Genomic DNA, 26,348 nt, shown 5'->3' on the forward strand with positions numbered 1-26,348 from the left:
GGACATGACATTCTCCATCGTTGGACGTTGTCCGGTCTCCGGGCAGCTTGGAATCGCGATCAGTTCGTCCAGCATCGCGGTGGGCGCGCGATGCCCATGGGTGCGCGCAGGCGTGGGCGCGGTGGCGACGCAGAACGTGACGCTGCCCGCGCTCGGCCCGCAGGTTCTCGATCTTCTGGAGAACGGGCAACTCGATCCCGCCGCAGCATTGGATCGTGTGCTCGGCTCGAGCGAGTGGAGCGAGTACCGCCAGGTGACGGTGATCGATGGCCAGGGTCGCACCGCGTTCTTCAGCGGCAAGCAAGCGCTGGGCACGTATCACGCTGCCGCCGGCAAGCAGTGCGTAGCCGCAGGCAACATGCTCGCCGGCGTCGAAGTGATCGAGGCCATGCTTCCGGCGTTCGAGCAGGCATCGGGCACGCTTGCCGATCGCCTGCTCGCGGCCATGCATGCGGCGATGGCTGCGGGCGGCGAAGCGGGGCCCGTGCATTCGGCGGCGCTCAAGATCGTGGGCGACCTGAGCTGGCCGATCGTCGATTTGCGGGTCGATTGGGCGGATGACGACCCCATCGGCCAGCTGGACGGTCTATGGCAGGCGTATCGGCCGCAGATGCAGGACTACTTGACCCGGGCGTTGAATCCGACCGCCGCGCCCAGCTACGGAGTGCCCGGCAATGAATGACCGATCCAGCCGTGCGCTGCTTGAACGGCTGATCGGCTTTGCCACGGTCAGCCGGGACTCCAATCTGGAGATGATCGAATTCATTCGGCTCTACCTGGATGAACTCGGTGTCGGGAGCGAGCTGTTCTACAACGCCGAGCGTACCAAGGCGAATCTGTTCGCAACCATCGGTCCGGGTGAGCGCGGCGGCATCGTGTTGTCCGGCCACACCGACGTGGTGCCCGTCGAGGGCCAGGCGTGGACCGTCGATGCATTCCGTCTCACCGAGCGCGACGGGCGGCTGTATGGCCGCGGCACGGCCGACATGAAGGGTTTCATCGCTTCGGTGCTGGCGGCGGTGCCCGGCTTTCTTGAGCGCGAGTTGAAGCTGCCGGTGCACCTCGCTTTTTCGTACGACGAGGAAGTCGGATGCCTCGGCGTGCGGCCGATGCTGGCCGAACTGGAGCGGCGTGCGCACAAGCCGGCCCTGTGCCTGATCGGCGAGCCGACCGAGCTTAAGCCGGTGCTGGGCCACAAGGGCAAGCTGGCGATGCGCTGTCAGGTGAAAGGCGCGGCTTGCCATTCGGCCTATGCGCCAAATGGAGTCAACGCCATTCAATACGCGGCGCGGATGATCGGCCGTCTGGAAGAGATCGGCGAGCAGTTGGCGCAGCCCGAGCATCACGACGAGCGATTCGATCCGCCATTCTCGACCGTGCAGACAGGCATGATCAAAGGCGGCCGTGCGCTCAACATCGTGCCGGCCGAATGCGAATTCGACTTCGAAGTGCGCGCGCTGCCCGGCTTCGACGCAAACCAGGTAGCCGACCAGTTGCAGACCTACGCCGAGGCTGAGTTGCTGCCGAAGATGCGCGCAGTGAAGTCCGACACCGACATCCGCCTTCAGCCGCTCTCTGCGTATCCGGGATTGGCGACATCGCCTGACAGCGAAGCGGCGCGTCTTCTGGCGCTGCTCACCGGCTCGATGGACTTCGGCACGGTCGCGTTCGGCACTGAGGGCGGCCTGTTCGATCAGGCGGGTATTCCAACGGTGGTCTGTGGACCCGGCAGCATGGACCAGGGGCATAAGCCGGACGAATTCGTCACCGTCGAGCAATTGCGCAATTGCGATGTGATGCTGGCTCGCCTGGCGGACTACCTGTCCGCCGCTTCCTGAGACGTGTGGATCGAGGGCGCTCCAGTGGCGGCGCGTCTAGCGAGGCCACTGTCGTGCGCCAAAGCAAGACGATCCGCAAGACCGCTCAGCTCAACTACTTTCGAATGCCGGGCACGGCGATTCAGTCGACCGGACACGCCTGACCACGCATGGAACCGGAGCGCGGCGCTGAAGCGCCAACTCCGTCCGACCTAGGAGACGAACTTGAATACTTCGGAACGCAACGCCCCGGCGTTGATCGAAAAACACACCATCGGTTATGTGCCGCCCGAGGATCGCCATGGCAAGGTGCGCGATCTGTTCACGCTATGGTTCGGCGGCAACATTGCTCCATTGCCGATCGTCACGGGCGCGCTCGGCGTGCAGATCTTCCACCTGAACTTGCTGTGGGGCATCGTCGCGATCGTCGTCGGTCAGGCTGTGGGCGGCGTGCTGATGGCGTTGCATTCGGCGCAGGGCCCGCAGATGGGTATCCCGCAGATGATTCAGAGCCGCGCGCAGTTCGGTTCATGGGGCGCGCTGCTCGTCACCGTGATCGCTGGCGTCATGTACGTGGGCTTTTTCGCGTCCAATATCGTGCTTGCCGGGAAGTCTCTTCATGGCATCGAAAATGGTGTACCGGTACCTGTCGGCATCGTAATCGGCGCGGTGGGGTCAGGGCTCATCGGGGTCATTGGTTACCGGCTCATACATATTCTGAACCGCATCGGAACGTGGGTGCTCGGAATCGGCATCTTCATCGGCTTCGGCTATATTTTCACGCATATCGCCACTGACGATTTCCTGACGCGCGGCGGATTCAACTTCGCCGGCTGGCTCGCGACCGTTTCACTGTCGGCGCTCTGGCAGATTGCTTTCGCCCCGTACGTTTCCGACTATTCACGCTATCTGCCGGAGAACGTCAGCATCGCATCGACGTTCTGGGCGACCTACCTCGGTTGCACGATCGGGTCGACTCTCGCGTTCGTCTTCGGCGCGGTAGCCGTGCTCGCGGTGCCGCCCGGCGCCGACGCGATGGACGCCGTCAAGCAGGCCACCGGACCCCTCGGGCTGCCGATGCTCGTCCTCTTCCTGCTGAGCGTGATCAGCCATAACGCGCTGAATCTTTACGGCGCGGTGCTCTCGGCCATCACGTCGCTGCAGACATTCGCCTATCGGTGGATTCCCACGGCGAAGGCGCGCGCTGTGCTGTCGATTGCGATTCTCCTCGCATCCTGCTACGGAGCGATCGGCGCTTCGACGAATTTCGTCGGCAATCTGGTCGATCTCGTGCTGGCGCTGCTGGTCGTGCTTGTGCCGTGGACCGCGATCAACCTGATCGACTTCTATGTGATCCACAAGGGGAAATACGACATCCAATCGATCTTCCAGGTGGACGGCGGCATCTACGGCCGCTTCAATCCGCAGGCGTTGATTGCCTATGGGATCGGTATCGTCGTGCAGATTCCGTTCATGAACACGCCAATGTATGCGGGTCCCGTGCCGAAGTATCTCGACGGCGCGGATCTTTCGTGGGTTATCGGGCTGCTTTTGACGTCGCCGCTGTATTACTGGCTGGCGTCGCGGGACACCGGCTATCGGCGCAGACAAGCGGGTGTCAGTGTCACACGTGGCCCGGCGAGACAGTCATGAACGGTGGGGCTCTCCCGCCTTGGGTGCAAGGGTTTATCCCAGGCGCATGTGCAAAAGGTGGGTGACTGTCCCGCTCCTGTCAGTACAGCGCAGGAATAAGCCAGCGTGCTCCATCGTTTACTCGTCAGGCAACTGTGTGTCCGGGCGGCGAGCCTCTCCTGGTGCTGCCCCCGTGGCATGAATTTGCGCAAGCACACCGATGTGCTGGGTGACGCCGATGACACGACGTCTAAAACGTCGGGGGATTCATGCGGCCCCACATCATGGACAAACTGCTTCGTTGCGGGACATTGCTCGTCGGACTCAGTTTCGTCACACCGGCATTCGCGCAAATGTATGACGAGTTAGCGGCGCCGGTCAGCAGCACGAATTGCCGCGCGGTTGTCGCGCATGCAGAAATCGATGGCACGATGCAGCAGATCGTCGGACGTGCATGCCTGCAAAGCGACGGGATCTGGCAGATGGTGCAAAGCACGGATGGTAGCGTGCTGTGGTACCCGGTCGCGACCTATCCCTATCCCTATTCCTACTCCTATTCCACTCCGTGGTGGTGGGGGCCGCCGATTTTCGTTGGCGCGGGCGTGCGTTTCATCTTCGTGGATCGTTTTCATCACTTTCACCACTTCAATCATTTCCATCAGATGGATCACGGCCATTTCGGTGGGCCAATCGGAGCGGGCTTTCATCGTAGCCAGTTCGCTGGCGGCGGGGGCATGGGGGGCATGGGGGGCTTCGGCGGAATGCGGCGGCACTAGTCCAGCTTTCTCCAGATGCGCCTGTCGTAACTCTCCTACGGGATCATCACCCAGAATTATCCAGAATTGCGGGTGCTGATATTCGTCTGGGTCCGGAAAACTCAGCATCGGAGCACATGACCCGCTCCGGCATCGTCGTGGGCCTTCCCGCGACGGCGATGTGTTGCGCGACCTGCTCGTCCAGGCCGACAACACCCCATTCCTGCATCCACCCTCGTGCACTCTCCAGATTTGCCAGAGCGTGCCGTAAACATGCGGTGGACCGACAAAACAGGGCCCGAGACCAACGTCGTCCCTGATTTCCGCGGTTCGGAGATGAACGCGATAAGTCGCGCTCAGGGCTTCGACTCGGGACGCGCGCGTCGTCGGCCACGCGACTGAAACACCTGACGAAGTTCCGTCCGATCCGCTCGAACGGATCAAGCCGTCGACGTGCCGTTTCACATCGGAGCAACCGTGACAGGACAGAAAAATACCGAAAGGCGTGGTCACTTGTGGCGAGGCGGTTCAGCAGCGGACCCGCTGGAGCAGTCGTCGTTGAATGTTCCCCCGGCGCGGCGCACCGCAGTATTGGGACTCGTGCTCGTTCTGTTGAGCGTGCCGCTTCTGGCTTTTTGGGGAGCGTATGAAAGTCTGAGCGCGGGGTTCGCCGCGCAAGCTGCCAATGAGGCGGATAAGGCCTTCGAGGCAGCCCGGTACAGTGTTGCATGGGAGGAGTCGGCCGAACGCAAGTACTTCCTGGACCCGCGTCCGGAGGTTTTGCGCGAGCATGGCGAGGCCGGCGAAGCACTGGACGCTTCGCTGAAGAAAGCGATGGCACTTGAACCTGGCAGCCGTGCAATGCTGACCGGGTTGCTGGAGAAGCACGCGAAGTATCGGGCTTTCGCGAAGCCGATGTTCAAGGCCGTCGATGCCCACGACATACCGAGAGCCAATGAGATCGACGAGAATTCGGCTGATCCGCTCTTCGACGATATCGAACAGCAAGTCTTCGCAGCGGCGGCGCGGCACCGTGACGATGCGACGATGCAACTGAACCGGCTCGTTGCCGTGCAACGGATCGTCCTGATATCAACCCCCGTAGTTCTGGCAATTGGCGTGGGGCTTGCGCTCCTGTTTCTCCAGATGCTGCGGCGTATTCGCAGGAATATCGATGCGGCCGCCCAAGGCGCGCTGCGCACGAGCGAGCAGAGGCTGCAGGCGCTCGTGGCAAACACGTCGGATGCAATCCTCGTTTCCGACGTCGACGGAAATGTCGTTTACGAAGCGCCAACGCGAAGGCCGGACCCGTTGAAGAACATGGGTCAGCTTGTCGGCACCAGTCTGCTCGATCCCATTCATCCCGCTGATCGTCCCACGTTGCAAGGCCTTTTGCAGGCCGTGTCGTCGACAGGTGGATCCACGAAATCCATCGAGCTTCGCACGCGGGGCGAGGACGATGCGTGGCGCTACATTCAGCTGACGTTGACGAATCTGCTCGACGAACCGGCTGTCGGTGCGATCGTGGCAACAGCGAGCGACACAACCGAGAGAAAGAACTTCGAGGAGCAACTGGCCCGAAAGGCGTTCTACGATACCTTGACCTCGTTGCCAAACCGCGCACTGCTGCTCGATCGTATCAGCCAGGCCGAAGCTCGCGCGCGTCGACGCAACGCAGTAATCGGAGTCGTTTTCATCGACCTGGACAACTTCAAACGGGTCAACGACAGTCTTGGCCATCACGTGGGAGACCGACTGCTGATCGCAGCGGCCAAACGCCTCGAAGCGTGCGTTCGCCCGGCCGACACCGTCGCGCGACTAGGCGGAGATGAATTTGTCATCTTGCTCGAACATCTGGGGAGTGAAGCAACGAGTGAAGGGACCTTGGTCGCGGAGAATATCCTTGCGCATTTCAGTCAACCGTTCGATCTCGACGGCAAGCAGTACATCGTCAGCGCAAGCGTGGGGTTGGCATTCGCGCACGCAGGCGGCGGCCGCGGAGATGCTGACACGTTGTTGCGGGACGCCGATGTTGCGATGTACCGGGCCAAGAATGACGGAAAGGGCCGTTATGTGGTTTTCGAAGAGAACATGCACGCGGAGGCGGTTAAAAAGCTGGAGATTGAAACTGATCTGCGCTCCGCGATCGAGCGGCGCGAACTACGCGTGTATTTCCAGCCCATCATGCAGCTTCAGGGGGAGGGGTTCCGTGAAATGGAAGCGCTCGTGAGGTGGCAGCACCCCACGAGAGGTCTATTGCCGCCGTCCGAGTTCATTGCGATTGCAGAAGAAAGCGGCCTGATCATTCCGCTCGGGCGATACGTACTGGAAGAGGCTTGCCAGCAAGTCGCCCGTTGGCAGCGGGAGTTCCCAGCCGAGCCGCCACTACAGGTCAGTGTCAATCTCTCTCCAAGGCAGTTCGATGATCCCAACCTCGTCGCCGACGTGGCTGCGGCGCTGTCCGGTGCTCAGATCGGCGCAGCCCTGCTGAAACTGGAGGTCACGGAAGGCCTGATCATGCGGAATACGGCGAAGAGTATCGAGACCCTCAAAAGCCTGAAAGATTTTGGAGTAACCATCGCAATCGATGACTTTGGCACGGGTTACTCTTCGCTGAGTTATCTTCGCAAGCTGCCGCTGGATGTCCTGAAGATCGACCGGTCATTCGTTCAGGGCATTGGAACGAGTGCGGAGGACGATGCAATCGTTCGAGCCGTCATCTCGGTAGCGCAGTCACTGGGCTTGACCGTCACGGCCGAAGGGATTGAAACCGGTGAGCAGGCAAGACTCCTTCGCGAATGGTCCTGCCAGGCTGGACAGGGTTATCTTTTTTCACGACCTCTGCCTGCGGAAGAGTTCACGGCTCTGTTTTGCTCGCAGGCACCCGGTTTGGACCGCAGCAATTCGCCAGGGGATTTCGTCATGGAGCGCCTGTAACCCCGGGCATGATGTGTGTTGTTGTTTCACATCATGCCGACAGACTGCCACTGCCGCCCGCCCCGGTGCCACCGGTCCCACCTGTGCTGGTACCCGGCGATGTCGTCGCGTTCGCAAGTGCTTTGCCGGTTGCAGCCGTGCCGGTGAGCGAAATCATCGGCATGCTGCTTGCGCCACCGTTGCCACCGTTGCCACCGCTGCCACCGCTGCCACCGCTGCCACCGCTGCCACCGCTGCCACCGCTGCCACCGCTGCAACCGCCGCCGCAGCCAGCGAACGAAGCAGTGAAAGCAATCAGCAGCCTTGTGCCAGCAGGGCGAAAGATGCGCTCCCACTTTCGAGCAGATCTTGACGCAGCGAAGGCATGACCACTCCTGGCTGCAAGCAAGGCGAAGGGTTCGTGTCAAAAATATTCGCGGCCTCGCGAGAGCAACCTTTTAGTTCGAGCGACTGGAATATGCGGGTTATGCCGTACGTTTATCCACGGGGCTGACCCTGGAAGTCTCGAGCCCATTCCGTGCCGGAATGCCATTCCCCGACGCAAAGAAGGCCGCGCTGAGAGTATTCTCGGGAGGCCCGCGAGCGACGCTCGTTGTGCGGTTGCGCGCTGTCGCTTGCCACGGTGGCGGCAGGCACGCCTCGCAGCCTCCTGCATGACTATGGCGTGGCGAGTCGTTCGCATGCAGCACGCCCGGGCGGCCATTCAGACGCCAAAGTGCAAGCGACGTTTTGAACCTATGATCACTTGTCGATATCGCATTTCCGGTCGTCGAGCGCGCCGGTGCATGCCACCTGATGTGCAACGGTGGCCAACCTGGCGGATGTTGCTGTGTGTACTCGCGTTGACGTGCCTGATTGCTCCCGTGGGCGCCGCCGGTCAATCGACCAGGCCGATGGAGCCGGCTTCATCCGCTATATCGGCGGGATGCGCGCAGGCCGGTACGTCGGATGCCGTGAGCGCGGACGTCGACCAGTTCCGGTGTCTCACGGTCCACGAACAGGCGGCGTCGTTGCGAACGCGGTTCGAAGATCACTCACTGCTGGCCCTGACCGACGATCAGATCCTTTCTCTGATGGAAGCGATGAAACCGGAAGCCTTCGTCGAGTACGCGAAGTCCGACATGGTGCCGGACGACGCGTACGAATACAAAATGCTCCGGCAGGAGCGCATATCCGGGCGATGGCCGGACCGGCCCGATCACATCGATATTCGATATCAGGACACGCCTCGACGTGTCTACGCAAAATGGCTGCCTGATGGCGCACATGCAGGACAGGAGATTCTTTACGACGAAACCCGGGACCCGGTTAGCATCTTCGGCCATCTGGGCGGTCGACTGCGTATCGTGTCAGGCAAGGTCGCGATCGACGGCGCGTTCGCGCATGCCCAGTCCCACCATAGTGTTCGGGATTTCGGCCTGCAGTTCATCACGCGCACCATTGAGCACGATGCGCACAGCTTTCGTGAAGAGGGCCTTACCGAAAAGCCTACCCGCATCGAACTCGTGAACGTGCAAGGCGTTCGGCTGCTTGCGTGGACCTGGATCGCTCCGGCGGGGCCACCGGCGCACTACGCGCGGCGCGTGACGCTGCTGTTTGATCTCGAGCACCCGTGGCCCTGCGGCGAAGACTCGTGGGACGAACGCGGCGACGTACTGGAGATGATCCGTTTCGAAGACGTCGTGCCGCACCGCTGGAGCGAATCTGCTTTCGACCGGCATAACCCCGACTACGGTTTTCACTGACGTGGTGCGACCCGACGACTACCGCGAAGTAACTGACGGTTGACCGGCCATTGCGCCGCTGAGCCGCGAAGCCACATGCTGATTGTGTGGCTACGCTACTCGTTCGCCGACGTCTGTTCCCTCAAGAAGACCTTCAGCCGACGGCAGTCTCTTGCTCGCGCAGATTCACAGGCGTCATGCGCGGCATTAGCAGATGAATGATGCCGAGCGCGACCAGATAAGCCGATGCACCGACAGCGAAGAGCACCCAATACTGACCGGTGCGCTGCAACGTCTCGCCGATGACTCCCGAGTAGAAGAACGAGCCGATCATCCCCGCCACGCCGCCGATACCGACCACCGTGCCGACCATCCGGCGCGGAAACACGTCGCCGACGGTGGTGACAAGATTTGCCGACCACCCTTGGTGAGCTGCCGCGGCAAGGCCGACAGCGAAGACCGCGTACCAGAGGCTCTGAAAATGCGACAGTGTGGCGATCGGCAGCACGCACAGCGCGCAGATACCCATCGCGATCTTGCGTGCGACATTGGGTTTATTGGAACGCTGCATCAGCCGGGACGACAGCCATCCTCCAGCCACACTGCCGACGGACGCCATCGTGTAAATGACGATCAGCGGCAGACCCAGATTGCCGATGTCGATGTGCCTCGACTCATTGAGCCATTTGGGCAGCCAGAACAGATAGAACCACCACACCGGATCGGTCAGCAGTTTGCCAAAAATGAACGCCCACGTTTCGCGGTACTTCAATACGGAGAGCCAGCTCACGGATTGCTCGACGCGTTCGTCCCGGTCCGAATTGATGTAATCCAGCTCGCGCTTCGATACCGACGCATGCTCCGCGGGAGGACGGTACACCAGCAGCCACACCGCCAGCCACACGAAACCGGCCGCCCCTCCGGCAATGAACGTCGCCCGCCAGCCCCACATGACAGCGGCGATCGGTACGAATGCAGGCGCAACGATCCCGCCAACGGTTGCGCCCATGTTCCACAGGCCCGTGGCCAACGCGCGCTCCTTCTTCGGAAACCATGTGGCCGTGGTGCGGATGGCGACAGGGAAATTGGCCGCCTCGCCGAACCCGAGCAAACCGCGCACGGCCGCGAAGCCGGGGACGGTCGCCGCCAACGCGTGCAGCATCGCAGCCAGGCTCCACATCGCCATGGCACTGCCGTAGACCACTTTGGTGCTGATCCGATCGGCGATTCGACCAAATATCGCGAGACCCACTGCATAGGCGACCGTGAACACCATCACGGTCTGCGCATACTGAACCTGATTCCAGCCAATGTCTTTTTGCAGCAGCGGCGCCAGCAGCCCAAGCATCTGACGATCCATGTAGTTGATCGTCGTTGCAAAAAAGATAAGCGCGCAGATGGTCCATCTGTATCGTCCGACGGCCGTTTGATCGGCGACGGAACGGATATCTATCATTTTCATTGTGTCTCCGCAAAGTTTGTAATCGATGGTACCGCTAACATTTCAGATCGGCGAATGACGGAATTCAGTGCACAGCTGCGCCCCGAGCGAAATATTTCGTCGGCCGGCGCACGCAATCAATCGCCTCTCATCAGCACGATCGTTTTCCAGCGGACCGGCTCAGATACCCGTCGAACCGGTCCGCTCAGTCCTACACCGCAAGCGCAGCCCGCCCATCCCGAGGTGTCATCCGCGCAAAGAAAACAACCCCGGCGGCCACCACCGACATCACCGCCAACCCAGTCAGCCCGCCTTCGATCGACCCTGTCTTCTGCTCGAGGAAGCCAAATGTCGCCGGCGCAACGAAGCCGCCGAGATTGCCGATCGAATTGATCAGCGCCAGCACCGCCGCGGTAATCCGCGCGTCCAGGTAACCCTGCGGAATCGGCCAGAACAATGCCGACGCCGCTTTGAAACCGATCGCCGCAAAGCAGATCGCGACGAATGAGAACATCGGGCTGCCCTGGCCGGCCGCATACATGCCGAGCGCGGCGATCAGCAGCACGCACGCAACCCATGCCTGCTGGAACTTGAAGCGCGCCGCGAGCATCGCGAACAAGTACATCGCCACGATCGAGATCAGCCACGGGATCGAATTGAAGAGCCCGACCTGGAAATCGTTGAAATGGCCCATCTTGCGAATGATGCTGGGCAGCCAGAAGGTTGCGCCGTAGATCGTCAGCGAAACCGAGAAGTAGATCAGGCAGAAGATCAGGATCTGCGGGTCGCGCAGCAGAGTCCAGACCGACGGCTTCACCGCATGCACCGCATCGCGCTGGCGCTGCTCTTCCTCCACCTCGGCCACTATCGCATCCTGTTCTGCGCGGCTCAGCCATCGTGCGTCGCGCGGCATCGAGTCGAGCCAGAACCAGATGAAGCCGGCCAGCACCACCGAGGCCATCCCTTCGATCACGAACATCCACTGCCAGCCGTGCAGGCCCCAGCCGCTGATCAGCATCAGCGCGCCGGAGATCGGCCCGGACAGTATCGAGGCGAGCGCCGAGCCGCTGAGAAAGATCGCCATCGCCTTGCCTCGCTCGTCGCGCGGCAGCCATTGCGTGAAATAGAAGATGACGCCGGGAAAGAAGCCAGCCTCGGCCGCGCCGAGCAGCAGCCGCATCGCGTAGAACGACGTTTCGCCGCGAACGAACGCCATGCCGACCGCGGCCAGACCCCACGTGAACATGATGCGCGTGAGCCACGCCTTGGCGCCGAAGCGCTGCAGCAGCATGTTCGACGGCACTTCGAAGACCGCGTAACTGACGAAGAAGAGCCCCGCGCCGAGTCCATAGGCCGCCGCGCCGATGCCCAGATCGGCGCTCAGATGCTGGCGGACGAAGCCGATGTTCACACGGTCGATGTAGTTGACGATGAACATCACGACGAAGAGCGGCAGCACATGCCACTTGATCTTGCGCACGGCGCTCGCCAGCGCGTCGGTCCGGTCCGGGCCGGCGGCGACGGGGATGGAACTGCTCATGGGGGTGTCTCCTCGATTGGCAATGCGCATCGCGCGCCGGACGTCGGCTCGGATGAGAGGCGCGCGTTAGAAGCGTGGGTTCTTGCCGCTGAAACCCGGGTCGTACTTCTGCATCTGCTTCAGGTCGTCGCGATTGCGCACGCCGCACGACAGGTACTGGGCATGCAGTTCAGCCAGGCGGTCGCGGTCGAGCTCGACACCGAGGCCCGGCGCGCTGGGCACGCGTACCGCGCCGTTGTCGAAGCTCACACGGCCGCCCTTGATGACTTCTTCTTCCTGCCACGGGTAATGGGTGTCGCACGCGTAGGTCAGGTTGGGGATGCTCGCCGCGACGTGCGTCATCGCCATCAGGCTGATGCCGAGGTGCGAGTTGGAGTGCATCGACATGCCCAGATCCCACAGCTTGCACATGCGCGCGAGTGTCTGGGTCGCGCGCAGGCCGCCCCAGTAGTGATGGTCCGACAGCAAGACCTTGACCGAACCCATCTCGGCGCCGCGGCGGAAATCTTCCATGGTGGTGATCACCATGTTGGTCGCGAGAGGCAGGCGGGTGTGCTTCGCCAGCTCGGCCATGCCTGCGAGCCCCGGACATGGGTCTTCGTAGTACTCGAGCAGCTCGTCGAGTTCGGGGGCGGCCGCGATGCTCGTTTCGAGCGTCCAGTTGGCATTCGGATCGAGGCGCAGTGGCATGCCGGGGAAGGCCTGATGCAGCGCGCGCATGCACGCGATCTCGTGCGCCGGCTCGAATACGCCGCCCTTGAGTTTGATGCTCTGGAAGCCGTACAGCTCGATCATGCGACGCGCCTGCGCGACGATCTGCTCTGCACTCAGGCCTTCGCCCCAGGCATCGGGCGCATAGGGCTTGTCGATGTGCTCGGCGTACTTGAAGAAGAGGTAGGCGCTGTAGGGCACGGCGTCGCGAACCTTGCCGCCAAGCAGATCGACGATCGGCGCGCCGACGATTTGCCCCTGCAAGTCGAGCATCGCGACTTCGAGCGTGCTGATGACTTTCGGCGCGTTCTTGGCCGAGTGCGAGCCGGGCGCGAGTTCGAATTCCACCGCGCCGGGGCTCGCCTTGATCGCGGCGCGCACGCGTTCTTCCATCCGGTTCAGGTCGAACGGCGACAGACCGATCACCAGCGCCTTGGCCTGCTCGAGCACGCGCAGCATCGGTTCGTCACCGTAGGTCTCTGAGATGCCCACGCGCCCATCGCTCGTCTCCAGTTCGACGATCGCGCGCAGCGCCCACGGTTCGTGGATGCCCGCAGCGTTGAGCAGAGGGCCGTCGCGGAAGGCGATCGGCGTAATTCGCACCTGGGTGACGGTGATGTCGCGAGTCATGGTGGCAATCCGGTAATGGGAGAGTTTGAAGTTGATGGGCGCATGGTAAAGCACTAATGTATTAGTGCGTCAGTGGGGTAAATACTCAGGTCCGTGCGGGCTGCGCAGGCGCTGGGCGCGGGCCGACGTCGGCTATAGTATTAGTATCTCAGCGGGCCGGAACAGCAGATTCCGCCTGCGCTTACGCTTCGTTCCTGCCATGAAAACCAACGCTTTCCCGTCGACACCGACCCGGCTCGACCGCTCCCGTCATGCCGCGCCGCAAGTATTCGAACGGCTGCGCGAAATGATCCTGTCGCTCGAACTGGCGCCCGGCACGGTGCTCTCGCGCGCCGATCTGGCGACGCAGTACGGTCTGAGCCAGACGCCGGTGCGCGACGCGCTAATGAAGCTCGGCGAGGAAGGTCTCGTCGACATCTTTCCGCAGCACGCCACGGTGGTCAGCCAGATCAACGTGACGTCCGCGTTGCAGGCGCACTTCCTGCGCCGTGCTATCGAACTGGAAGTCGTGCGCACGCTCGCGCAGCAGCGCGATGCAGCGCTGATCGTTCAGTTGCGCGCTACGATCGCCGGGCAGATGGAACTGCGCGACCTGAAGAACTACGAGCAGTTCTCGGCGCTCGATCAGGCCTTTCATCGGCAGATGTACGAGGCGGCGGGCGTGCCGCAACTCTGGGACCTGGTGCGCAGACGGGGTGGCCACATCGACCGGCTGCGCCGCCTGCACCTGCCGGTGGAGGGCAAGACGATGGCGGTGGTGCGCGATCACACCGAGATCGTCGATGCGATCGAAAAAGGCGACGCCGAGGCCGCGCAGGCGGCGCTGCGCAAGCATCTGTCGGGCACGCTGAACCAGGTCGATCAGATCCGCGCGAGTCATCCGAACTTCCTGACGGATGACTGATGACGCCCGCCGGGGTGCGGGCTCGATTTCAATGTCGAGTGGGCGCCACGCTGGTGCGCAGCGAACCGGGGCCTACGTGACCCAGCCGTCGCGGGCGCATGACTCCATCACGCCGAGCAGCGCGCGTTTGGCGGCGCTATCCAGGTGCGCATACGCGAGGCCGATGCCGGCCCGGTGATCCGCAAGTTCAAGCGCACGCGCGACGACTTTCGGCGGCAACGCGAGGGCCGCTTCGGTCGGAATCACCCCGATGCCGAGCCCGGCCGAAACCAGCGCGAGCATGGTCGAAAATTCACCGAGTTCCTGAGCGATCTCCAGATCCGCACCCTGGCGTTTCAACGCGACGAGCATTTCGTCATGGAAGCCGGGTGCGTAGCGCCGCGCGAGCACGAACGCCGGACAGCCACGCAGATCGGCCGGACGGATCACCGGTTGCGCGGCGAGCGGGTGGTCATCGGGTAGCGCGACCACGAACGACTCTTCGAGCACGAGACGCGTTTCCAGCCCGGCGCCGGTCACGGGCAGACGTACCAGGCCGAAGTCCAGCTGGTTGCTGTGCAGGGCGGCGATCTGATCCGGTGTCGGCATGTCTTTCAGTTCGAGCGTGATGAGCGGGTAGCGCGCATGCATGCTGCGAATGAGCGTCGGCAACAGCTTCGGCAGCACGGACGACACGAACGCGATTCGCAACGTGCCAATTTCGCCGCGCGCCGACAAGCGGGCGGTCTGCTCCGCACGCATCGCCTGATGAAGCGTGGCGCGCGCTTCGGGCAGAAAGAGCCGCCCGGTTTCGGTCAGCGCCACCTTGTGCCGGTCGCGTTCGAGCAGGCGCACGTCCAGTTCCTCTTCCAGCGCCTTGATCTGCATGCTCAATGCCGGCTGCACGATGCACAGCCGCTGCGCCGCCCTGCCGAAATGCAGTTCCTCGGCTAGCGCGACGAACGCGCGCAGATGTTTGAGTTCCATGATGTCTCTTCGGCCATGGGCCGGGCCGCCGTGCGTTATCAAAAATCATGATAACAAGGTCACGAAAGACTATTGGCGCAATCTCCGAGTCTGCGGTGAACTACGTGCATCGACAGACAACCCGGAGGCGCATCGAATGCGTCCTGAGACATGTACGAGACATTGAATCTGTTCAGCCTGGAGGGGCGGCGCGCATTGATCACCGGCTCCGGGCGCGGCATCGGGCTCGCGTTGGCGCGCGGTCTGGCGGGCGCAGGCGCGGCCGTCGTCATCAACGATCGCGATGAGCAGAAGGCGCGCGCCGTGGCAGCGGGATTGCGCGATGAGGGCTTCAGCGCGGATATCGCGGTATTTGATGTGTCGCAGTCCGCGCAAGTGGCGGCATCGGTGGATGATTTCGAAGAGCGCGTCGGCGCAATCGACATCCTCGTCAACAATGCCGGCATCCAGCGCAGAGCACCGCTCGAAAACTTCAGCGCCGCCGACTGGAACGACCTGCTGCGCGTCAACCTGGACGGCGCTTTCCATGTGTCGCAAGCGGTCGCTCGTCACATGCTGCTGCGCGGGCGCGGCAAGATCATCAACATCTGTTCGGTGCAAGGCGAGTTGGCGCGGCCGGGCATCGCGCCGTATGCGGCCACCAAGGGCGCGATCCGCATGCTGACCAAAGGCATGTGCGCGGAGTGGGCCAGTCGCGGCATTCAGGCCAACGCGCTCGCTCCCGGCTACTTCGCGACCGATCTCAATCGCGCGCTGGTCGACGACCCCGCGTTCTCCGACTGGCTCTGCAAGCGCACGCCGGCCGGACGCTGGGGCCGCGTGGAAGAGTTGTGCGGCGCCGCGGTGTTTCTGGCGTCGTCGGCGTCGGACTTCGTGAACGGGCAGACACTTTTCGTTGACGGCGGACTGACCAGCGTGGTCTGAAACCGTCCGGCGCGCCGCTGCGCAACTTCACAACAAGACATTGGCAAGGCGACGTCGAATGCGTTCACTCGCCAGCAATCGGGACAGGGAGAAGAGAGCATGCAAATGTCAGACACAGCGATGAACACAGCACGCAGAAACGTCGTCGTGTTTCGGGCGATTCCGGACGACCTGCTCGAACGAATCCGCGCGAAGCATCACGTGGTGGTCGCCGATCCGCGACGCGCGCAAGAGTTGCCGCGCTTTCGCGACGCGCTGCACGACGCGGACGGCCTGATCGGTTCCAGCTTCAGACTGGGCGCGGCAGAACTCGACCAGTCACCCCGTCTCCGGGTGATTTCGAGCATCTCGGTCGGCGTCGACAACTACGATCTCGCCCATCTGAAGCAGCGCGGCATCACGCTGTGCCACACGCCCGGCGTGCTGACCGAGACAACGGCGGACACGGTGTTCGCGATGATCATCGCCGCGTCGCGGCGTCTGGTCGAGCTGTCGAACCATGTGCGCAACGGCCACTGGACGCGCAACGTTGGCGAGGATCTGTTCGGCTGGGACGTGCACTGCAAGACGCTCGGCGTGCTGGGTTTCGGCAGGATAGGGCAGGCGGTGGCGCGGCGCGCGGCGCTCGGGTTCGGCATGCCGGTGATTTTCCACGATCCGTTCGACGTACCGGTGCCGGCGGCGCTTGGCGGACACGCGGTGCGCGCCTCGTTCGGCGAAGTGCTCGAGCGCGCCGATATCGTCGCATTGACGCTGCCGCTCTCCGATGAAACGCGCGGCCTGATGGACGCGCAGGCGTTCCGCGCGATGAAGCGCGGCGCGATCTTCGTCAACGGCTCGCGTGGCGCGATCGTGCGCGAAGACGCGCTGCTTGCCGCGCTCGACAGCGGCCATTTGCGCGCGGCCGGCCTCGATGTGTTCGCCGTCGAACCGCTGTCCCAGGATTCGCCGCTGCGGACCCATCCCAAAGTCACGCCGTTCCCGCACATCGGCTCCGCGACGCACGAGACGCGGCGCGCGATGGCCGAACTCGCGACCGACAACCTGCTGCGCGTGCTCGACGGCAAGACGCCCGTCGCTGCGTTCGACCTCTCCGCGGTGTAGAACAGACATGCCACATTCCATTCCAGCTCTTTGCGGCTCGCTAGCGGGTCAGCCGTTCACGTTCAACGTCAAGGTGCACAACGCAGCGTATCGGGCGCTCGGTGTGGACTATACGTTCGTGAGCTTTGGCGTCGAGGATGCCGCCGGCGCCATCGCCGCGATGCGCACGCTCGGCATTCGCGGGCTGAACGTGACGATGCCGCACAAGCAGGCCGTGATTGCGCACCTCGATGCGCTCGACGACACCGCGCGTGAAATCGGCGCGGTGAACACGATCGACAATCGCGACGGCCATCTGACGGGCTACAACACCGATTGCGTGGGCGCGGTCCGCGCGCTCGAAGAGGTAACGTCGCTGCGGGGCCGCCGCGTCGCGCTTCTCGGTGCGGGCGGCGCGGCGCGCGCGATCGCGTGGGGCATGCAACGCGCGGGCGCGCGGGTGACCGTGTTCAACCGCACCGCATCGCGTGGACAGGAACTGGCCACGGCTTTCGGCCTCGACTTTGGCGGCGCTCTGAACTCCTTCGACCCGGCCGCGTTCGACGGCGTGGTGAATGCGACGGCGGCGGGTTTTCGCGCGCCCGACGTGAACCCGCTGCGCGCCGGACAACTCGCCGCGCATCTGTTCGTGATGGATGCGGCATTCATCCCGGTTCGCACGAAGCTGATCCGCGATGCCGCCGAGATCGGCTGCCGCGTCGTCGATGGAACGCGCATGCTGCTGCATCAGTTCTGCGGACAGGTCGAACTCTATACGGGCAAGCCGGCACCGCTCGACGTGATGAGCGCGGCCTTGCTCGACGAGATTGCGCGGGTCGGCTAGACCGGCGCGGGTAGTGTTTCGCAGGAAAACGCAGGCAACACGATCCGACACCTCGCGGGAAGACGAGGGGGATCGATGAGGAGCGGACCGTCCGGATCATCGCTGATCAGGCGCGGCATCCACATTGGAGGAGACATCATGAAACACCAGCAAACCATTGCCACCGCTTCGAGCGACACCGGCAACGACGCCGCCGCAGCCAGGCAGGAAGTGAACACCGCCGATCTGTATCGCGCGGCGTGGGCGGCTTCGATTGGCAGCGCGCTCGAGTACTACGACTTCGCGCTGTACAACTTGGCGTCGGCGCTGATCTTCGCGCCGCTGTTCTTTCCGTCGAGCGATCCGGGCATCGGCCTGATTGCGAGCTTCGGCGCGTACTTCCTCGGCTTCGCGATCCGGCCCGTAGGCGGCATCGTCTTCGGGGCGCTCGGCGACCGCTATGGACGCAAGTTCGTTCTGATGGCGACGATCCTGCTGATGGGCATCGCCAGTACGCTCATCGGCCTCTTGCCCACCTATGCAACCGCCGGTGTCTGGGCGCCGATACTGCTGGTGGGCTGCCGCTTGCTGCAGGGACTGGGCGCGGGCGCGGAACAAGCCGGCGCCGCGGTGCTGATGGCCGAGTATGCGCCAGCCAGGCGACGCGGATATTTCGCCGCGCTGCCCTTCATGGGTGTGCTGCTCGGCACGGTGATGGCTGCCGCGATCTACTTCACGCTGGTGCGCGTCGAAGACATTTCGCAAAGCTGGCTCTGGCGCGTGCCGTTTCTGTTGAGCGTCGCCATTGTCGCGGTGGCGGTATGGATCCGGTTGAAACTCAAGGAGTCGCCGTCGTTCGCCAAGCTCGAAGCGCGCCAGCAAGTGAACGACAGTCCGCTGAAACACCTGATCAAGCATTCGAAGCCGACGCTGCTCAAAGTCATCGGCATGCGGATGGCGGAGAACGGCGGCTCGTCGATCTATCAGTCGCTCGCGATCAGTTACATGGCGACGGCGACAGGCCTCAAAGGACAGATCGGTCCTGTCGCGCTGCTGCTTGCCGGGGCGTCGGGGGCGATCATCATCCCGCTGACCGGCATGCTGAGCGACCGGTTCGGACGCATTCCCGTCTATCGCGCGTTCGCTGTCTATCAACTGCTGCTGGCCTATCCGACCTGGTGGGTGCTGAGCCAGGGCAATGCGGCGGCGAGCATCGCGATGCTGTGCGTCGCGCTGGCCGGCGTCTGGGGCATGTTCGCCACGCAAGGCGCACTGCTTCCCGAATTGTTCGGGGCGCAGCATCGCTATGCCGGCGTGGCGGTGGGACGCGAAGTATCGGCGGTCATCGCGGGTGGGGTCGCGCCGCTCATCGGCGCTTCGGTCATCGCGTGGGCCACCGCGCACTGGGGCGGCAGCGAAGGCCGGATTCTCGCGTGGATTCCGCTCGCCAGTTATGTCGCGATCCTGAGCCTGATCGGCGTGGTGACGACCTACTACACGCCGGAGACACGCGGCCGCGATCTCGATGATTTGCGCGACGCGTCCGAGGCCGCCGCCGCGTTGCGCGAAGAGCGGGCGTTTCGACATTCCTAGTCTTCGTGGTCACGCCTGTCGAACTTTGCCGTTCGACAGGCGACGCCGCTCGACCCGCTTCAGCCGTTGGGGTCGAGCGAGCGCTCGGGATGGCGTGATGGTCGCCGCGATACGGCCTATGGCCCGGCGACAGGAACGAGTTGTCCAATCATGTGGCATGCGCTCGCGTCAATTCGCGCAGCGCCAGATGCTGCAACAGCATGATGGTTTTGCCGTCGACGATTTCGCCACGGTCCACTGCCGCTAGCGCGTCGTCCAACGTCAATTCCACGACTTCGACATCTTCTCCCTCCGCTTCAATTCCTCCGCCATGGCCGACGCGCGTCGTCGCGTCATATTCGGCGATGAAGAAGTGAAGCTTTTCCGTCACCGATCCGGGGCTCATGTAGGCCTCGAATATTTTCTGCACGTCGCGCACGCGATACCCCGTTTCTTCCTCGACCTCGGCGCGAATGCGCTGCTCCGGCGACGCGTTGTCGAGCAGGCCCCCGGCGGCTTCCACCATCATCCCGTCGTGACCGTTGACGAACGCAGGCAATCTGAACTGTCGGGTCAATATCACCGTCTTCCTGGCGCGATCGAACAACAGGATCGTCGCACCGTTGCCGCGATCATAAGTTTCCCGGCTCTGTCGTTGCCAGGTGCCGTCGCGTCGCAGGAAGTCGAAGGTCGTCTTCTTCAACACATACCAGTCGTCGGACAACACGGTCGTATCGATGATGCGTACACGGTCTTGCGTTGCAGTCATGAATTCCTCCAGATCGCGACAAGGACGAATTCATGATATCGTGCAAGTTCGTGCAATATCAAGAAGAAACGTGCAAAATCATGTTGACGACACAACGCAAGAAGGCGATTCTCGACTTGCTGTCCCGGGACGGACAGGTGCTGGCGGGGCCGCTCGCCGTCACCTTCGGTGTCTCGGAGGACACGATACGGCGCGATCTGCGCGAACTCGCTGCGGAAGGATTGCTGCAGCGGGTCCACGGTGGTGCATTGCCGGCCTCGTCGGCGGTTGCTCCGTTTGAGCAAAGACGTGCGCTCGAGTCGTCGGGCAAGCGCGCGATCGGCATCGCTGCCGCGGCCATGATCGAGCCGGGCAGCATCGTCATCATCGATGGCGGCACGACGTCGGCCGAACTGGTGGCGCATATCCCTCGCTCGTTGTCGGCGACCGTCGTCACGCATAGCCCGACGGTCGCCGTTGCGCTGGTGGACCATCCGTCAATCGACGTGATCATGATCGGCGGCAAGTTGTACAAGCATTCGATCGTCAACGTCGGCGCTGCGGCCATCGAGGCGATGTCGCATATCCATGCCGACGTTTATTTCATGGGTGTGACAGGTGTTCATCCAACGGCAGGGCTCAGTACGGGTGATCTCGAAGAGGCCTACGTGAAGCGAGCGCTTGCCGCGCGGTCCGCCGAGACCGTCGTCCTCGCGTCGATGGAAAAACTGAATGCGGCGTCGGCCTATTCGATTGGCGACGTGACGCTTGCGCAGACGATAGTGGTCGAGAAGTTGGCGGACACAGCGTTCACAGATGCGCTGCAAGCTGCAGGCGTGGGGATTGTTCGCGCGTGACACTCAGGCGCTAGTCATACTCGTCAGCGCCCGCAATCGCTTCATTCACGAAGCCGATCAGATGACTTCTCCGGCGGACGCGCACATGTCTACGAGCGCCGACGATTCTCCGGAAAACAATGCCAGTTTCTCCAGATCGCACCGTTGTCGTGCGCAATGGCGAATTGGTACTGAACTTGCAATTGGGGTAGTCGGGTTCTCGCGCGATCACTTCGCGCGGCAGGAGGTAGGGATCATTTCAGCAACTCGCCATTTCAGGCCGTACCATATGTCATTCCACTGCAAAAGTGGCACAACATGCAAGCCTGCATGTGAGACGTTGCGTCAAAGCCTCATTTTCTGATCCGCGCGCAGTCATCCTGGCAAGATTGGAGTATTGTCACTATCCGACGCATCCAGATTTTGACCGGTATTTCATGGTCGCTTGCGTTTGCATTATCGCCTGACCCAACGCATTATCCGCAATATCGTTCTATTCAATTCACCCGGAAAGATTTTGGTGGTGTAGTGCAGCGTTGCTATTCGGAACGCTAGACAATTGTGACAACAGGAGAAAATGCATGAAGGCAATTCACGCAATCAAACTGGCAGGTACTGCACTTCTTATCTGCGGTTCGATCCACGCCTATGCGCAGGCGAGCGACGCTGCCCCTGCCGCCCCTGCCACCCCGGCAAGCACAACGGCTAGCGCGCGGGCGCACTACAAGTCGCTGAAAGCAGCGAACCGCGCGCTACAACGTCAGGTTCGCTCGGCGTTGGTGAAGGATAGAGGCATCGTCATGTCCAATGTCACCATCCGTGCGCGCGACGGTGCCGTCACGTTGCAAGGCACCGTGCCGGTGCAGGCCCAAAGCGACCGGGCAACCGAGGTGGCGAAGGGTGTACCGGGAGTCGTCTCCGTCAGGAACGCGCTGTCGATCCGTCCTGTTGGGACCTGAGGTCATCCAGGCCGAATGCCGCGCCTTGCAACAGTCGACGTGCTATTTCTGTCGTCCAGTGACGGCATCAGGCCTGCCAACATCAAGCGCCGCTGTGCCGGCGCGTTTCGAGCGCGGCTTAAGAGCCGCGCTCGTCCCTGCCTGCCCTTGAACGCCTTTGCTTCACGTCCGCAATCACGTTGCTGGATATGAAGTAGGGGGCGCTCAGTCGCGTCGCCTGTGCTTCACAGCTACTAGGCATTTGTTCGGGTGCGCGCGTCTTCGCGCCTGGCTTTCGTCCCTCGATACACGGGCAATCGCCAGCCGTAATACAGCGCGAGCAGGCGAACGCCGACGCAAACGGCCGTCGCAACCCAAGGCGTCCACGCCGACATCGCGCCCACCTCCGCAGAGACAACGAAGACGAGCGCGCCGAGCAATGCCGCGGACGCATAGATTTCCCGCTCGAGTATCGACGGCACGCGGGAGAGCAGCATGTCTCGAATGACACCGCCACCTACTGCACTGACCGTTCCGAGCAGGATGGCCAGTTCGGCATTGTGCCCATACGTCAACGACTTCTGCGCGCCCGACACTGCGAATAGACCCAGTCCGACGGCATCAAAAAACAGTACGGGAAACCGGAGTCGCCTGACTTTCGCGTAGGCTGCGATGGTGACCGCCGACGCGAGCATCGATGTCGCCAGATATCGCCAGTCGGAGAGCGCGGCCGGAGGCGTCGCGCCGATGCAAACGTCGCGCACGATGCCGCCGCCACACGCGACCACGAAAGCGACCGACAGGATACCGAACAGATCGAGTCTTCGCTGTCTTGCAGCCACTGCGCCACTGATCGCGAATACGAATGTGCCGACAAGGTCGAGCACCTGATAGACGATATGCGAGTTCACTTTCTCTCGCCTTGCTCGTCGAGCCACACCGCAGCCGCGCAGATCATCGCTTCGAGTCCGGTTCTCAGTGTGGGGTTGAGCGTCGGCGCGTACATCGGCGAATGATTGCTCGGAATCTGGTTGATCTTCTTTTGCGCTTTGGCTTGCGCATAGACCTGCGCGTCGGTTCCGCCGACGATCCAGAAAACGTACGGCACGCCCCAGGTACGGCCGAAAACGCTGAAGTCCTCGCTGGCGCCGGCCGGTTGGGTCTCGAAAGCGCGCTCACCGAACCATTGTTTGAAGGCCTCGCCGATACGACCCGATGCATTTTCGTCGTTGACGGTCAGCGGATAGCTGCTCAACGTCGTAAACTCCGGATCACGCGGCGCACCGGATGCCGTACATTCAGCGCAGCAGATTCTGCGAATGGCACCGAGCATGTATTCGCGCACGTCTTCATCGTAGGTGCGCACGTTGAGTTTGAGCGTGGCGTCGTCGGGGATGATGTTTTCTTTTGTCCCCGCCTGCAACGCGCCGATTGTCAGCACGGCGCTGTCAAGCGGGGCAATTTCACGCGACACGATGGTCTGCAGCCGCATGGTTGTCGACGCGGCCATGATGACCGGATCGATCGACGTTTGCGGCTGCGATCCATGCGACCCTCGCCCGAATAGCTTGACCTTGAGGCTGTCACCCGCCGACAGGATCGTGCCGCTACGATAGCCCACTGTGCCCGCGGCCCCCACCATCACGTGTTGTCCGAGGATGATGTCCGGCTTCGGAAAGCGCTCCGCCATGCCGTCGTCCATCATGCTGCGCGCGCCCAGTCCGACTTCTTCGCCCGGCTGAAAAACCACCAGCACGGTGCCTTTCCACGCGTCGCGATGTTCGGCCAGCAGTTGTGCCGCTCCGAGCAACCATGTCACGTGAAGGTCATGGCCGCACGCATGCGCAACGCCGACTTCGATGCCGTCCTCGTCTTTCGCCTTCACCCGGCTGGCGTAGGGAAGGCCCGTCGCCTCGGTGACGGGCAGCGCGTCCATGTCGGCGCGAAGCATGACGGTCGCACCTTCGCCGTTGCGTAGCACGCCGACCACGCCGGTCCCGCCGACGTTCCGGGTGACTTCGTAGCCCAGCTTCCCGATACGGTCAGCCGCAATCGCAGCAGTGCGGAACTCGGCCATCGAAAGCTCCGGATGCTCGTGAAGGTCCTGATAGATTGCTTCGAGCTCCGGCAACAGCGCTTCGATATCGGCGGCGGTTGCTTCGACTAGTAACGACATGGTCAGCTCCCATCTTCAATGAATACACACCAGTGCAAGGCTAATCCTCTATCTGCTGGCCAGGCCCGATGCCAGCAGGCTGGAGATCAGTGTGGCGAGATTGCGGTCCGGTGTCTTTGCCGGTCGTGGGGGTTCGATACCGCGAGGGTCTGCGCCACAAGACTTCCGGCAAGGTTTCGGAATGCTTTCGCCACTCGAACATCTTCAGACGTTGCGCGAGCAACTTCGAGAGTAGGGCCCTTTCGATCAGCAGCCTGCCGCGAGGGAAACGCTAGGATACTGTTGGGGCTACGCACGAACCAATCGCAACACGCGAGGGAGGAAATGTCCGGAATCCATTGATCGCTTGAGCCAATCTGGCTTGGTCGGCGCGCAATGAACTGGTCAGATCGAGCCTGAAGGTGAAGTGGTCAGAGCGCAGGAAAACTGGCAATAGCGCTCTGTGTCCAAGCAAGTATAGAATAATTGTTGAAATATTCAACTAATTTGGTGTGCGCCAGGACGTGGTGTGTTTGCGCGCCCCCGCGCATCCGGTCGAATTCTGCAATGAGCGGGCATTTAGACTGGCGTTCAAGGATTTTCGACATCAACCCGCTTTACAGTGGCCCAACAATGAACAGCGCGGCGATTGCGGCGCCGAGCCCCTGTGTGCCGCCGGTGATGACGGCCACCTTCGTATCGAACTGTCCCATCGACGAATCCTCCCGTGGCATTGGTTCAAAGCAGATCATTGACTTTCAGGCGGCGCGCCGTCCGGCGCATCCTTGCATTGGCGACCACGGCGAAGATGATCGGTGCGTCAGCACGAGGTCGTCGTCGATCGCACGCAACGCCGCGCCCAGATGCCGCCAACGGCCGCAGGCCAAATTGAATCATTCTCCGCTTCATTTCATGTCTCCAGTGATGTCCGTTGCGCGGCAGCATCCGAGTTGGGGGTGCGTTGCCTTGCTTTGGGCGTGCCGCTGTCCTGTTCACGGCCAGAAACTTGCCGGGGTTGCCGAAGTGGCTGGGCGATCGTCAGCGGCGGCGCTGGGCGCCAGGCGGCGTGCCTTGATGCGGGGCGCCCGCGATGCGATGATCGTGTGAATCTTCGCTTTCCCTTCCTGCCAGGCTGATGCGAATGCCCAGTTCCACGCGCCGCAAAACGAACATGGCCGACATCGCGAAGGCCGCCGGTGTCAGCGAAGCGACCGTCGACCGTGTGCTGAACGGGCGGGGCGGCGTCTCGCGGGCGAAAGAAACGAGCGTGCTCGAATGGGCACGCAAGCTGAAGATCGACCGCGCGCTCGAATCGGTTTCGGTGCGCTGGCTGCGCATCGCGATCCTGTTGCAGCAGCCGGTCGCGCCTTACTATGGATCGTTGAAGCAAGGCTTCGAAGTCGCGCAAAAGACCTTCGAAGCACAGCGCGTGATCTGCGCGGTCACCTACTTCGAGAGCCTCGAACCGGCGCGCGTGGTCGACACCATTCGCCGCGTTACGCAGAGGGCCGACGCGCTCGTCATCGTCGCGTACGAGCATCCGGACATCACCGCTGCGCTGCGCCAGGTCAGCCGCACCATTCCGGTCGTGACGCTCGCCAGCGATCTGCCGGGCACCGGGCGGCTTGCTTATGTCGGCATCGACAACCGTTGCGCGGGACGCGTCGCGGGCGAACTGATCGGGCGCTTTCTCGGCGATGCCGGCGGTCAAGTGCTGGTGCTGACGGGCATGCATGACTTCCTCGGCCATGAAGAGCGCGAAAGCGGCTTTCGTTCCGTGCTGCGGCGGCGCTTTCCGAACTGCGACATCGTGGAGACCGTAGAGAGCCGCGAGCAGTCGTCGATAACCGAGCAACTCGTTCGCGACGCCTTCCGGCGCTATCCCGACTTGCGCGGGATCTACAACATTTCAGTCGGCAACGAGGGCGTTGGCGCTGCGCTGGTTGCACTCGACCGTGTGCGTTCAACGGTTTTCGTCGGCCATGAACTCAGCGAGAGTTCGCGGCGACTGCTGATAGAAGGTACGCTCGACGCCGTGCTCGACCAGAATCCGGCCGGCGAGGCGATGCGTTCCATCGAAATCGTGCTGCGGCACTATCATCGCGACCCGGGTGTCGCGTTGCCTCACCAGATTCCTGTCACCGTGCTGCTGCGCGAGAATCTCCCGCCTGGCGACTAGCGTCGTTCGCAAGACATTCATTGCGTGTTCACT

At 62.5% G+C, this 26,348-nt stretch carries 21 protein-coding genes; 14 read left to right on the plus strand and 7 right to left on the minus strand.

Annotation, left to right across the window (positions count from 1 at the left end; genetic code table 11):
• Positions 1-4: 4 nt before the first annotated feature.
• The 6 genes from FVF58_RS20695 to FVF58_RS20725 all read left to right on the plus strand — a co-directional run bounded on the left by FVF58_RS20695 (position 5) and on the right by FVF58_RS20725 (position 8,886).
• On the plus strand, positions 5-682 hold the full coding sequence (locus FVF58_RS20695; protein WP_149671725.1) for a DUF1028 domain-containing protein: 678 nt from the start codon (positions 5-7) through the stop codon (positions 680-682).
• A complete protein-coding gene (argE, locus tag FVF58_RS20700) occupies positions 675-1,838 on the plus strand; it encodes an acetylornithine deacetylase (protein WP_149671726.1) in 1,164 nt (387 codons plus the stop codon). Before FVF58_RS20695 ends, argE begins: the two co-directional genes overlap by 8 nt.
• A gap of 204 nt (positions 1,839-2,042) precedes the next feature.
• Complete coding sequence (locus FVF58_RS20705) at positions 2,043-3,470, plus strand: purine-cytosine permease family protein (RefSeq protein ID WP_149671727.1); 1,428 nt, start codon at positions 2,043-2,045, stop codon at positions 3,468-3,470.
• A gap of 263 nt (positions 3,471-3,733) precedes the next feature.
• The gene (locus tag FVF58_RS20710; protein WP_149671728.1) at positions 3,734-4,225 is read left to right on the plus strand and encodes a hypothetical protein; all 492 of its coding nucleotides are present in this window, start codon (positions 3,734-3,736) and stop codon (positions 4,223-4,225) included.
• Positions 4,226-4,681: 456 nt separating this feature from the next.
• Positions 4,682-7,141 carry a putative bifunctional diguanylate cyclase/phosphodiesterase gene (locus tag FVF58_RS20715; RefSeq protein ID WP_149671729.1) on the plus strand — a complete coding sequence of 820 codons (2,460 nt, stop codon included), beginning with the start codon at positions 4,682-4,684 and terminating at the stop codon, positions 7,139-7,141.
• An 821-nt stretch (positions 7,142-7,962) separates the two neighbouring features.
• Positions 7,963-8,886 (plus strand): DUF1571 domain-containing protein, encoded by a 924-nt coding sequence (locus FVF58_RS20725; RefSeq protein ID WP_188130881.1) that lies wholly within the window; start codon positions 7,963-7,965, stop codon positions 8,884-8,886.
• Positions 8,887-9,019: 133 nt separating this feature from the next.
• Here FVF58_RS20725 and FVF58_RS20730 read toward each other — a convergent pair whose 3' ends face one another.
• The 3 genes from FVF58_RS20730 to FVF58_RS20740 form a co-directional block, all read right to left on the minus strand.
• A complete protein-coding gene (locus tag FVF58_RS20730; RefSeq protein ID WP_149671731.1) occupies positions 9,020-10,327 on the minus strand; it encodes an MFS transporter in 1,308 nt (435 codons plus the stop codon).
• Positions 10,328-10,517: 190 nt separating this feature from the next.
• Complete coding sequence (locus tag FVF58_RS20735) at positions 10,518-11,846, minus strand: MFS transporter (protein WP_149671732.1); 1,329 nt, start codon at positions 11,844-11,846, stop codon at positions 10,518-10,520.
• A gap of 66 nt (positions 11,847-11,912) precedes the next feature.
• Positions 11,913-13,187 (minus strand): glucarate dehydratase family protein, encoded by a 1,275-nt coding sequence (locus FVF58_RS20740; protein ID WP_149671733.1) that lies wholly within the window; start codon positions 13,185-13,187, stop codon positions 11,913-11,915.
• Positions 13,188-13,386: 199 nt separating this feature from the next.
• On the opposite strand from FVF58_RS20740, the gene FVF58_RS20745 reads away from it, so the two are divergent.
• Positions 13,387-14,091 carry a GntR family transcriptional regulator gene (locus tag FVF58_RS20745; protein WP_149671734.1) on the plus strand — a complete coding sequence of 235 codons (705 nt, stop codon included), beginning with the start codon at positions 13,387-13,389 and terminating at the stop codon, positions 14,089-14,091.
• Positions 14,092-14,163: 72 nt separating this feature from the next.
• Here FVF58_RS20745 and FVF58_RS20750 read toward each other — a convergent pair whose 3' ends face one another.
• The gene (locus FVF58_RS20750) at positions 14,164-15,057 is read right to left on the minus strand and encodes a LysR family transcriptional regulator (RefSeq protein ID WP_149671735.1); all 894 of its coding nucleotides are present in this window, start codon (positions 15,055-15,057) and stop codon (positions 14,164-14,166) included.
• A 150-nt stretch (positions 15,058-15,207) separates the two neighbouring features.
• On the opposite strand from FVF58_RS20750, the gene FVF58_RS20755 reads away from it, so the two are divergent.
• The 4 genes from FVF58_RS20755 to FVF58_RS20770 all read left to right on the plus strand — a co-directional run bounded on the left by FVF58_RS20755 (position 15,208) and on the right by FVF58_RS20770 (position 19,480).
• Positions 15,208-15,981, plus strand: coding sequence for an SDR family oxidoreductase (locus FVF58_RS20755; RefSeq protein WP_149671736.1), 774 nt, complete (start codon positions 15,208-15,210; stop codon positions 15,979-15,981).
• Between the two features lie 120 nt (positions 15,982-16,101).
• On the plus strand, positions 16,102-17,085 hold the full coding sequence (locus FVF58_RS20760; RefSeq protein ID WP_149671737.1) for a 2-hydroxyacid dehydrogenase: 984 nt from the start codon (positions 16,102-16,104) through the stop codon (positions 17,083-17,085).
• A gap of 7 nt (positions 17,086-17,092) precedes the next feature.
• Complete coding sequence (aroE, locus tag FVF58_RS20765; protein WP_149671738.1) at positions 17,093-17,908, plus strand: shikimate dehydrogenase; 816 nt, start codon at positions 17,093-17,095, stop codon at positions 17,906-17,908.
• Positions 17,909-18,046: 138 nt separating this feature from the next.
• Positions 18,047-19,480 carry an MFS transporter gene (locus tag FVF58_RS20770; RefSeq protein WP_149671739.1) on the plus strand — a complete coding sequence of 478 codons (1,434 nt, stop codon included), beginning with the start codon at positions 18,047-18,049 and terminating at the stop codon, positions 19,478-19,480.
• 148 nt (positions 19,481-19,628) lie between these two features.
• Here FVF58_RS20770 and FVF58_RS20775 read toward each other — a convergent pair whose 3' ends face one another.
• Positions 19,629-20,228, minus strand: a complete 600-nt coding sequence (locus FVF58_RS20775; protein WP_149671740.1) for an NUDIX domain-containing protein — start codon at positions 20,226-20,228, stop codon at positions 19,629-19,631.
• Positions 20,229-20,260: 32 nt separating this feature from the next.
• On the opposite strand from FVF58_RS20775, the gene FVF58_RS20780 reads away from it, so the two are divergent.
• Both FVF58_RS20780 and FVF58_RS20785 read left to right on the plus strand, forming a co-directional pair.
• A complete protein-coding gene (locus FVF58_RS20780) occupies positions 20,261-21,064 on the plus strand; it encodes a DeoR/GlpR family DNA-binding transcription regulator (RefSeq protein WP_149671741.1) in 804 nt (267 codons plus the stop codon).
• Between the two features lie 560 nt (positions 21,065-21,624).
• A complete protein-coding gene (locus FVF58_RS20785; RefSeq protein WP_149671742.1) occupies positions 21,625-22,002 on the plus strand; it encodes a BON domain-containing protein in 378 nt (125 codons plus the stop codon).
• Between the two features lie 233 nt (positions 22,003-22,235).
• Here the strand turns inward: FVF58_RS20785 and FVF58_RS20790 are convergent, their stop codons facing one another.
• Together FVF58_RS20790 and FVF58_RS20795 are read right to left on the minus strand one after the other, a co-directional pair.
• On the minus strand, positions 22,236-22,892 hold the full coding sequence (locus tag FVF58_RS20790) for a trimeric intracellular cation channel family protein (protein ID WP_149671743.1): 657 nt from the start codon (positions 22,890-22,892) through the stop codon (positions 22,236-22,238).
• Positions 22,889-24,157, minus strand: coding sequence for a M20 family metallopeptidase (locus FVF58_RS20795; RefSeq protein ID WP_149671744.1), 1,269 nt, complete (start codon positions 24,155-24,157; stop codon positions 22,889-22,891). Before FVF58_RS20795 ends, FVF58_RS20790 begins: the two co-directional genes overlap by 4 nt.
• A gap of 1,120 nt (positions 24,158-25,277) precedes the next feature.
• On the opposite strand from FVF58_RS20795, the gene FVF58_RS20805 reads away from it, so the two are divergent.
• Positions 25,278-26,315, plus strand: coding sequence for a LacI family DNA-binding transcriptional regulator (locus FVF58_RS20805; protein ID WP_149671745.1), 1,038 nt, complete (start codon positions 25,278-25,280; stop codon positions 26,313-26,315).
• Positions 26,316-26,348: the final 33 nt, after the last annotated feature.

Source organism: Paraburkholderia panacisoli, assembly GCF_008369935.1.
In the GTDB taxonomy this organism is placed as follows: Bacteria; Pseudomonadota; Gammaproteobacteria; order Burkholderiales; family Burkholderiaceae; genus Paraburkholderia; species Paraburkholderia panacisoli.

Bases quoted from the DNA above. Each gene is read 5' to 3' on its own strand.
- FVF58_RS20695 (WP_149671725.1), top strand. From the start codon at position 5: ATGACATTCTCCATCGTTGGACGTTGTCCGGTCTCCGGGCAGCTTGGA.
- argE (WP_149671726.1), top strand. From the start codon at position 675: ATGAATGACCGATCCAGCCGTGCGCTGCTTGAACGGCTGATCGGCTTT.
- FVF58_RS20710 (WP_149671728.1), top strand. From the start codon at position 3,734: ATGGACAAACTGCTTCGTTGCGGGACATTGCTCGTCGGACTCAGTTTC.
- FVF58_RS20725 (WP_188130881.1), top strand. From the start codon at position 7,963: ATGTTGCTGTGTGTACTCGCGTTGACGTGCCTGATTGCTCCCGTGGGC.
- FVF58_RS20730 (WP_149671731.1), bottom strand. From the start codon at position 10,327: ATGAAAATGATAGATATCCGTTCCGTCGCCGATCAAACGGCCGTCGGA.
- FVF58_RS20735 (WP_149671732.1), bottom strand. From the start codon at position 11,846: ATGAGCAGTTCCATCCCCGTCGCCGCCGGCCCGGACCGGACCGACGCG.
- FVF58_RS20740 (WP_149671733.1), bottom strand. From the start codon at position 13,187: ATGACTCGCGACATCACCGTCACCCAGGTGCGAATTACGCCGATCGCC.
- FVF58_RS20745 (WP_149671734.1), top strand. From the start codon at position 13,387: ATGAAAACCAACGCTTTCCCGTCGACACCGACCCGGCTCGACCGCTCC.
- FVF58_RS20750 (WP_149671735.1), bottom strand. From the start codon at position 15,057: ATGGAACTCAAACATCTGCGCGCGTTCGTCGCGCTAGCCGAGGAACTG.
- FVF58_RS20755 (WP_149671736.1), top strand. From the start codon at position 15,208: ATGTACGAGACATTGAATCTGTTCAGCCTGGAGGGGCGGCGCGCATTG.
- FVF58_RS20760 (WP_149671737.1), top strand. From the start codon at position 16,102: ATGAACACAGCACGCAGAAACGTCGTCGTGTTTCGGGCGATTCCGGAC.
- aroE (WP_149671738.1), top strand. From the start codon at position 17,093: ATGCCACATTCCATTCCAGCTCTTTGCGGCTCGCTAGCGGGTCAGCCG.
- FVF58_RS20770 (WP_149671739.1), top strand. From the start codon at position 18,047: ATGAAACACCAGCAAACCATTGCCACCGCTTCGAGCGACACCGGCAAC.
- FVF58_RS20775 (WP_149671740.1), bottom strand. From the start codon at position 20,228: ATGACTGCAACGCAAGACCGTGTACGCATCATCGATACGACCGTGTTG.
- FVF58_RS20780 (WP_149671741.1), top strand. From the start codon at position 20,261: ATGATATCGTGCAAGTTCGTGCAATATCAAGAAGAAACGTGCAAAATC.
- FVF58_RS20785 (WP_149671742.1), top strand. From the start codon at position 21,625: ATGAAGGCAATTCACGCAATCAAACTGGCAGGTACTGCACTTCTTATC.
- FVF58_RS20795 (WP_149671744.1), bottom strand. From the start codon at position 24,157: ATGTCGTTACTAGTCGAAGCAACCGCCGCCGATATCGAAGCGCTGTTG.
- FVF58_RS20805 (WP_149671745.1), top strand. From the start codon at position 25,278: ATGCCCAGTTCCACGCGCCGCAAAACGAACATGGCCGACATCGCGAAG.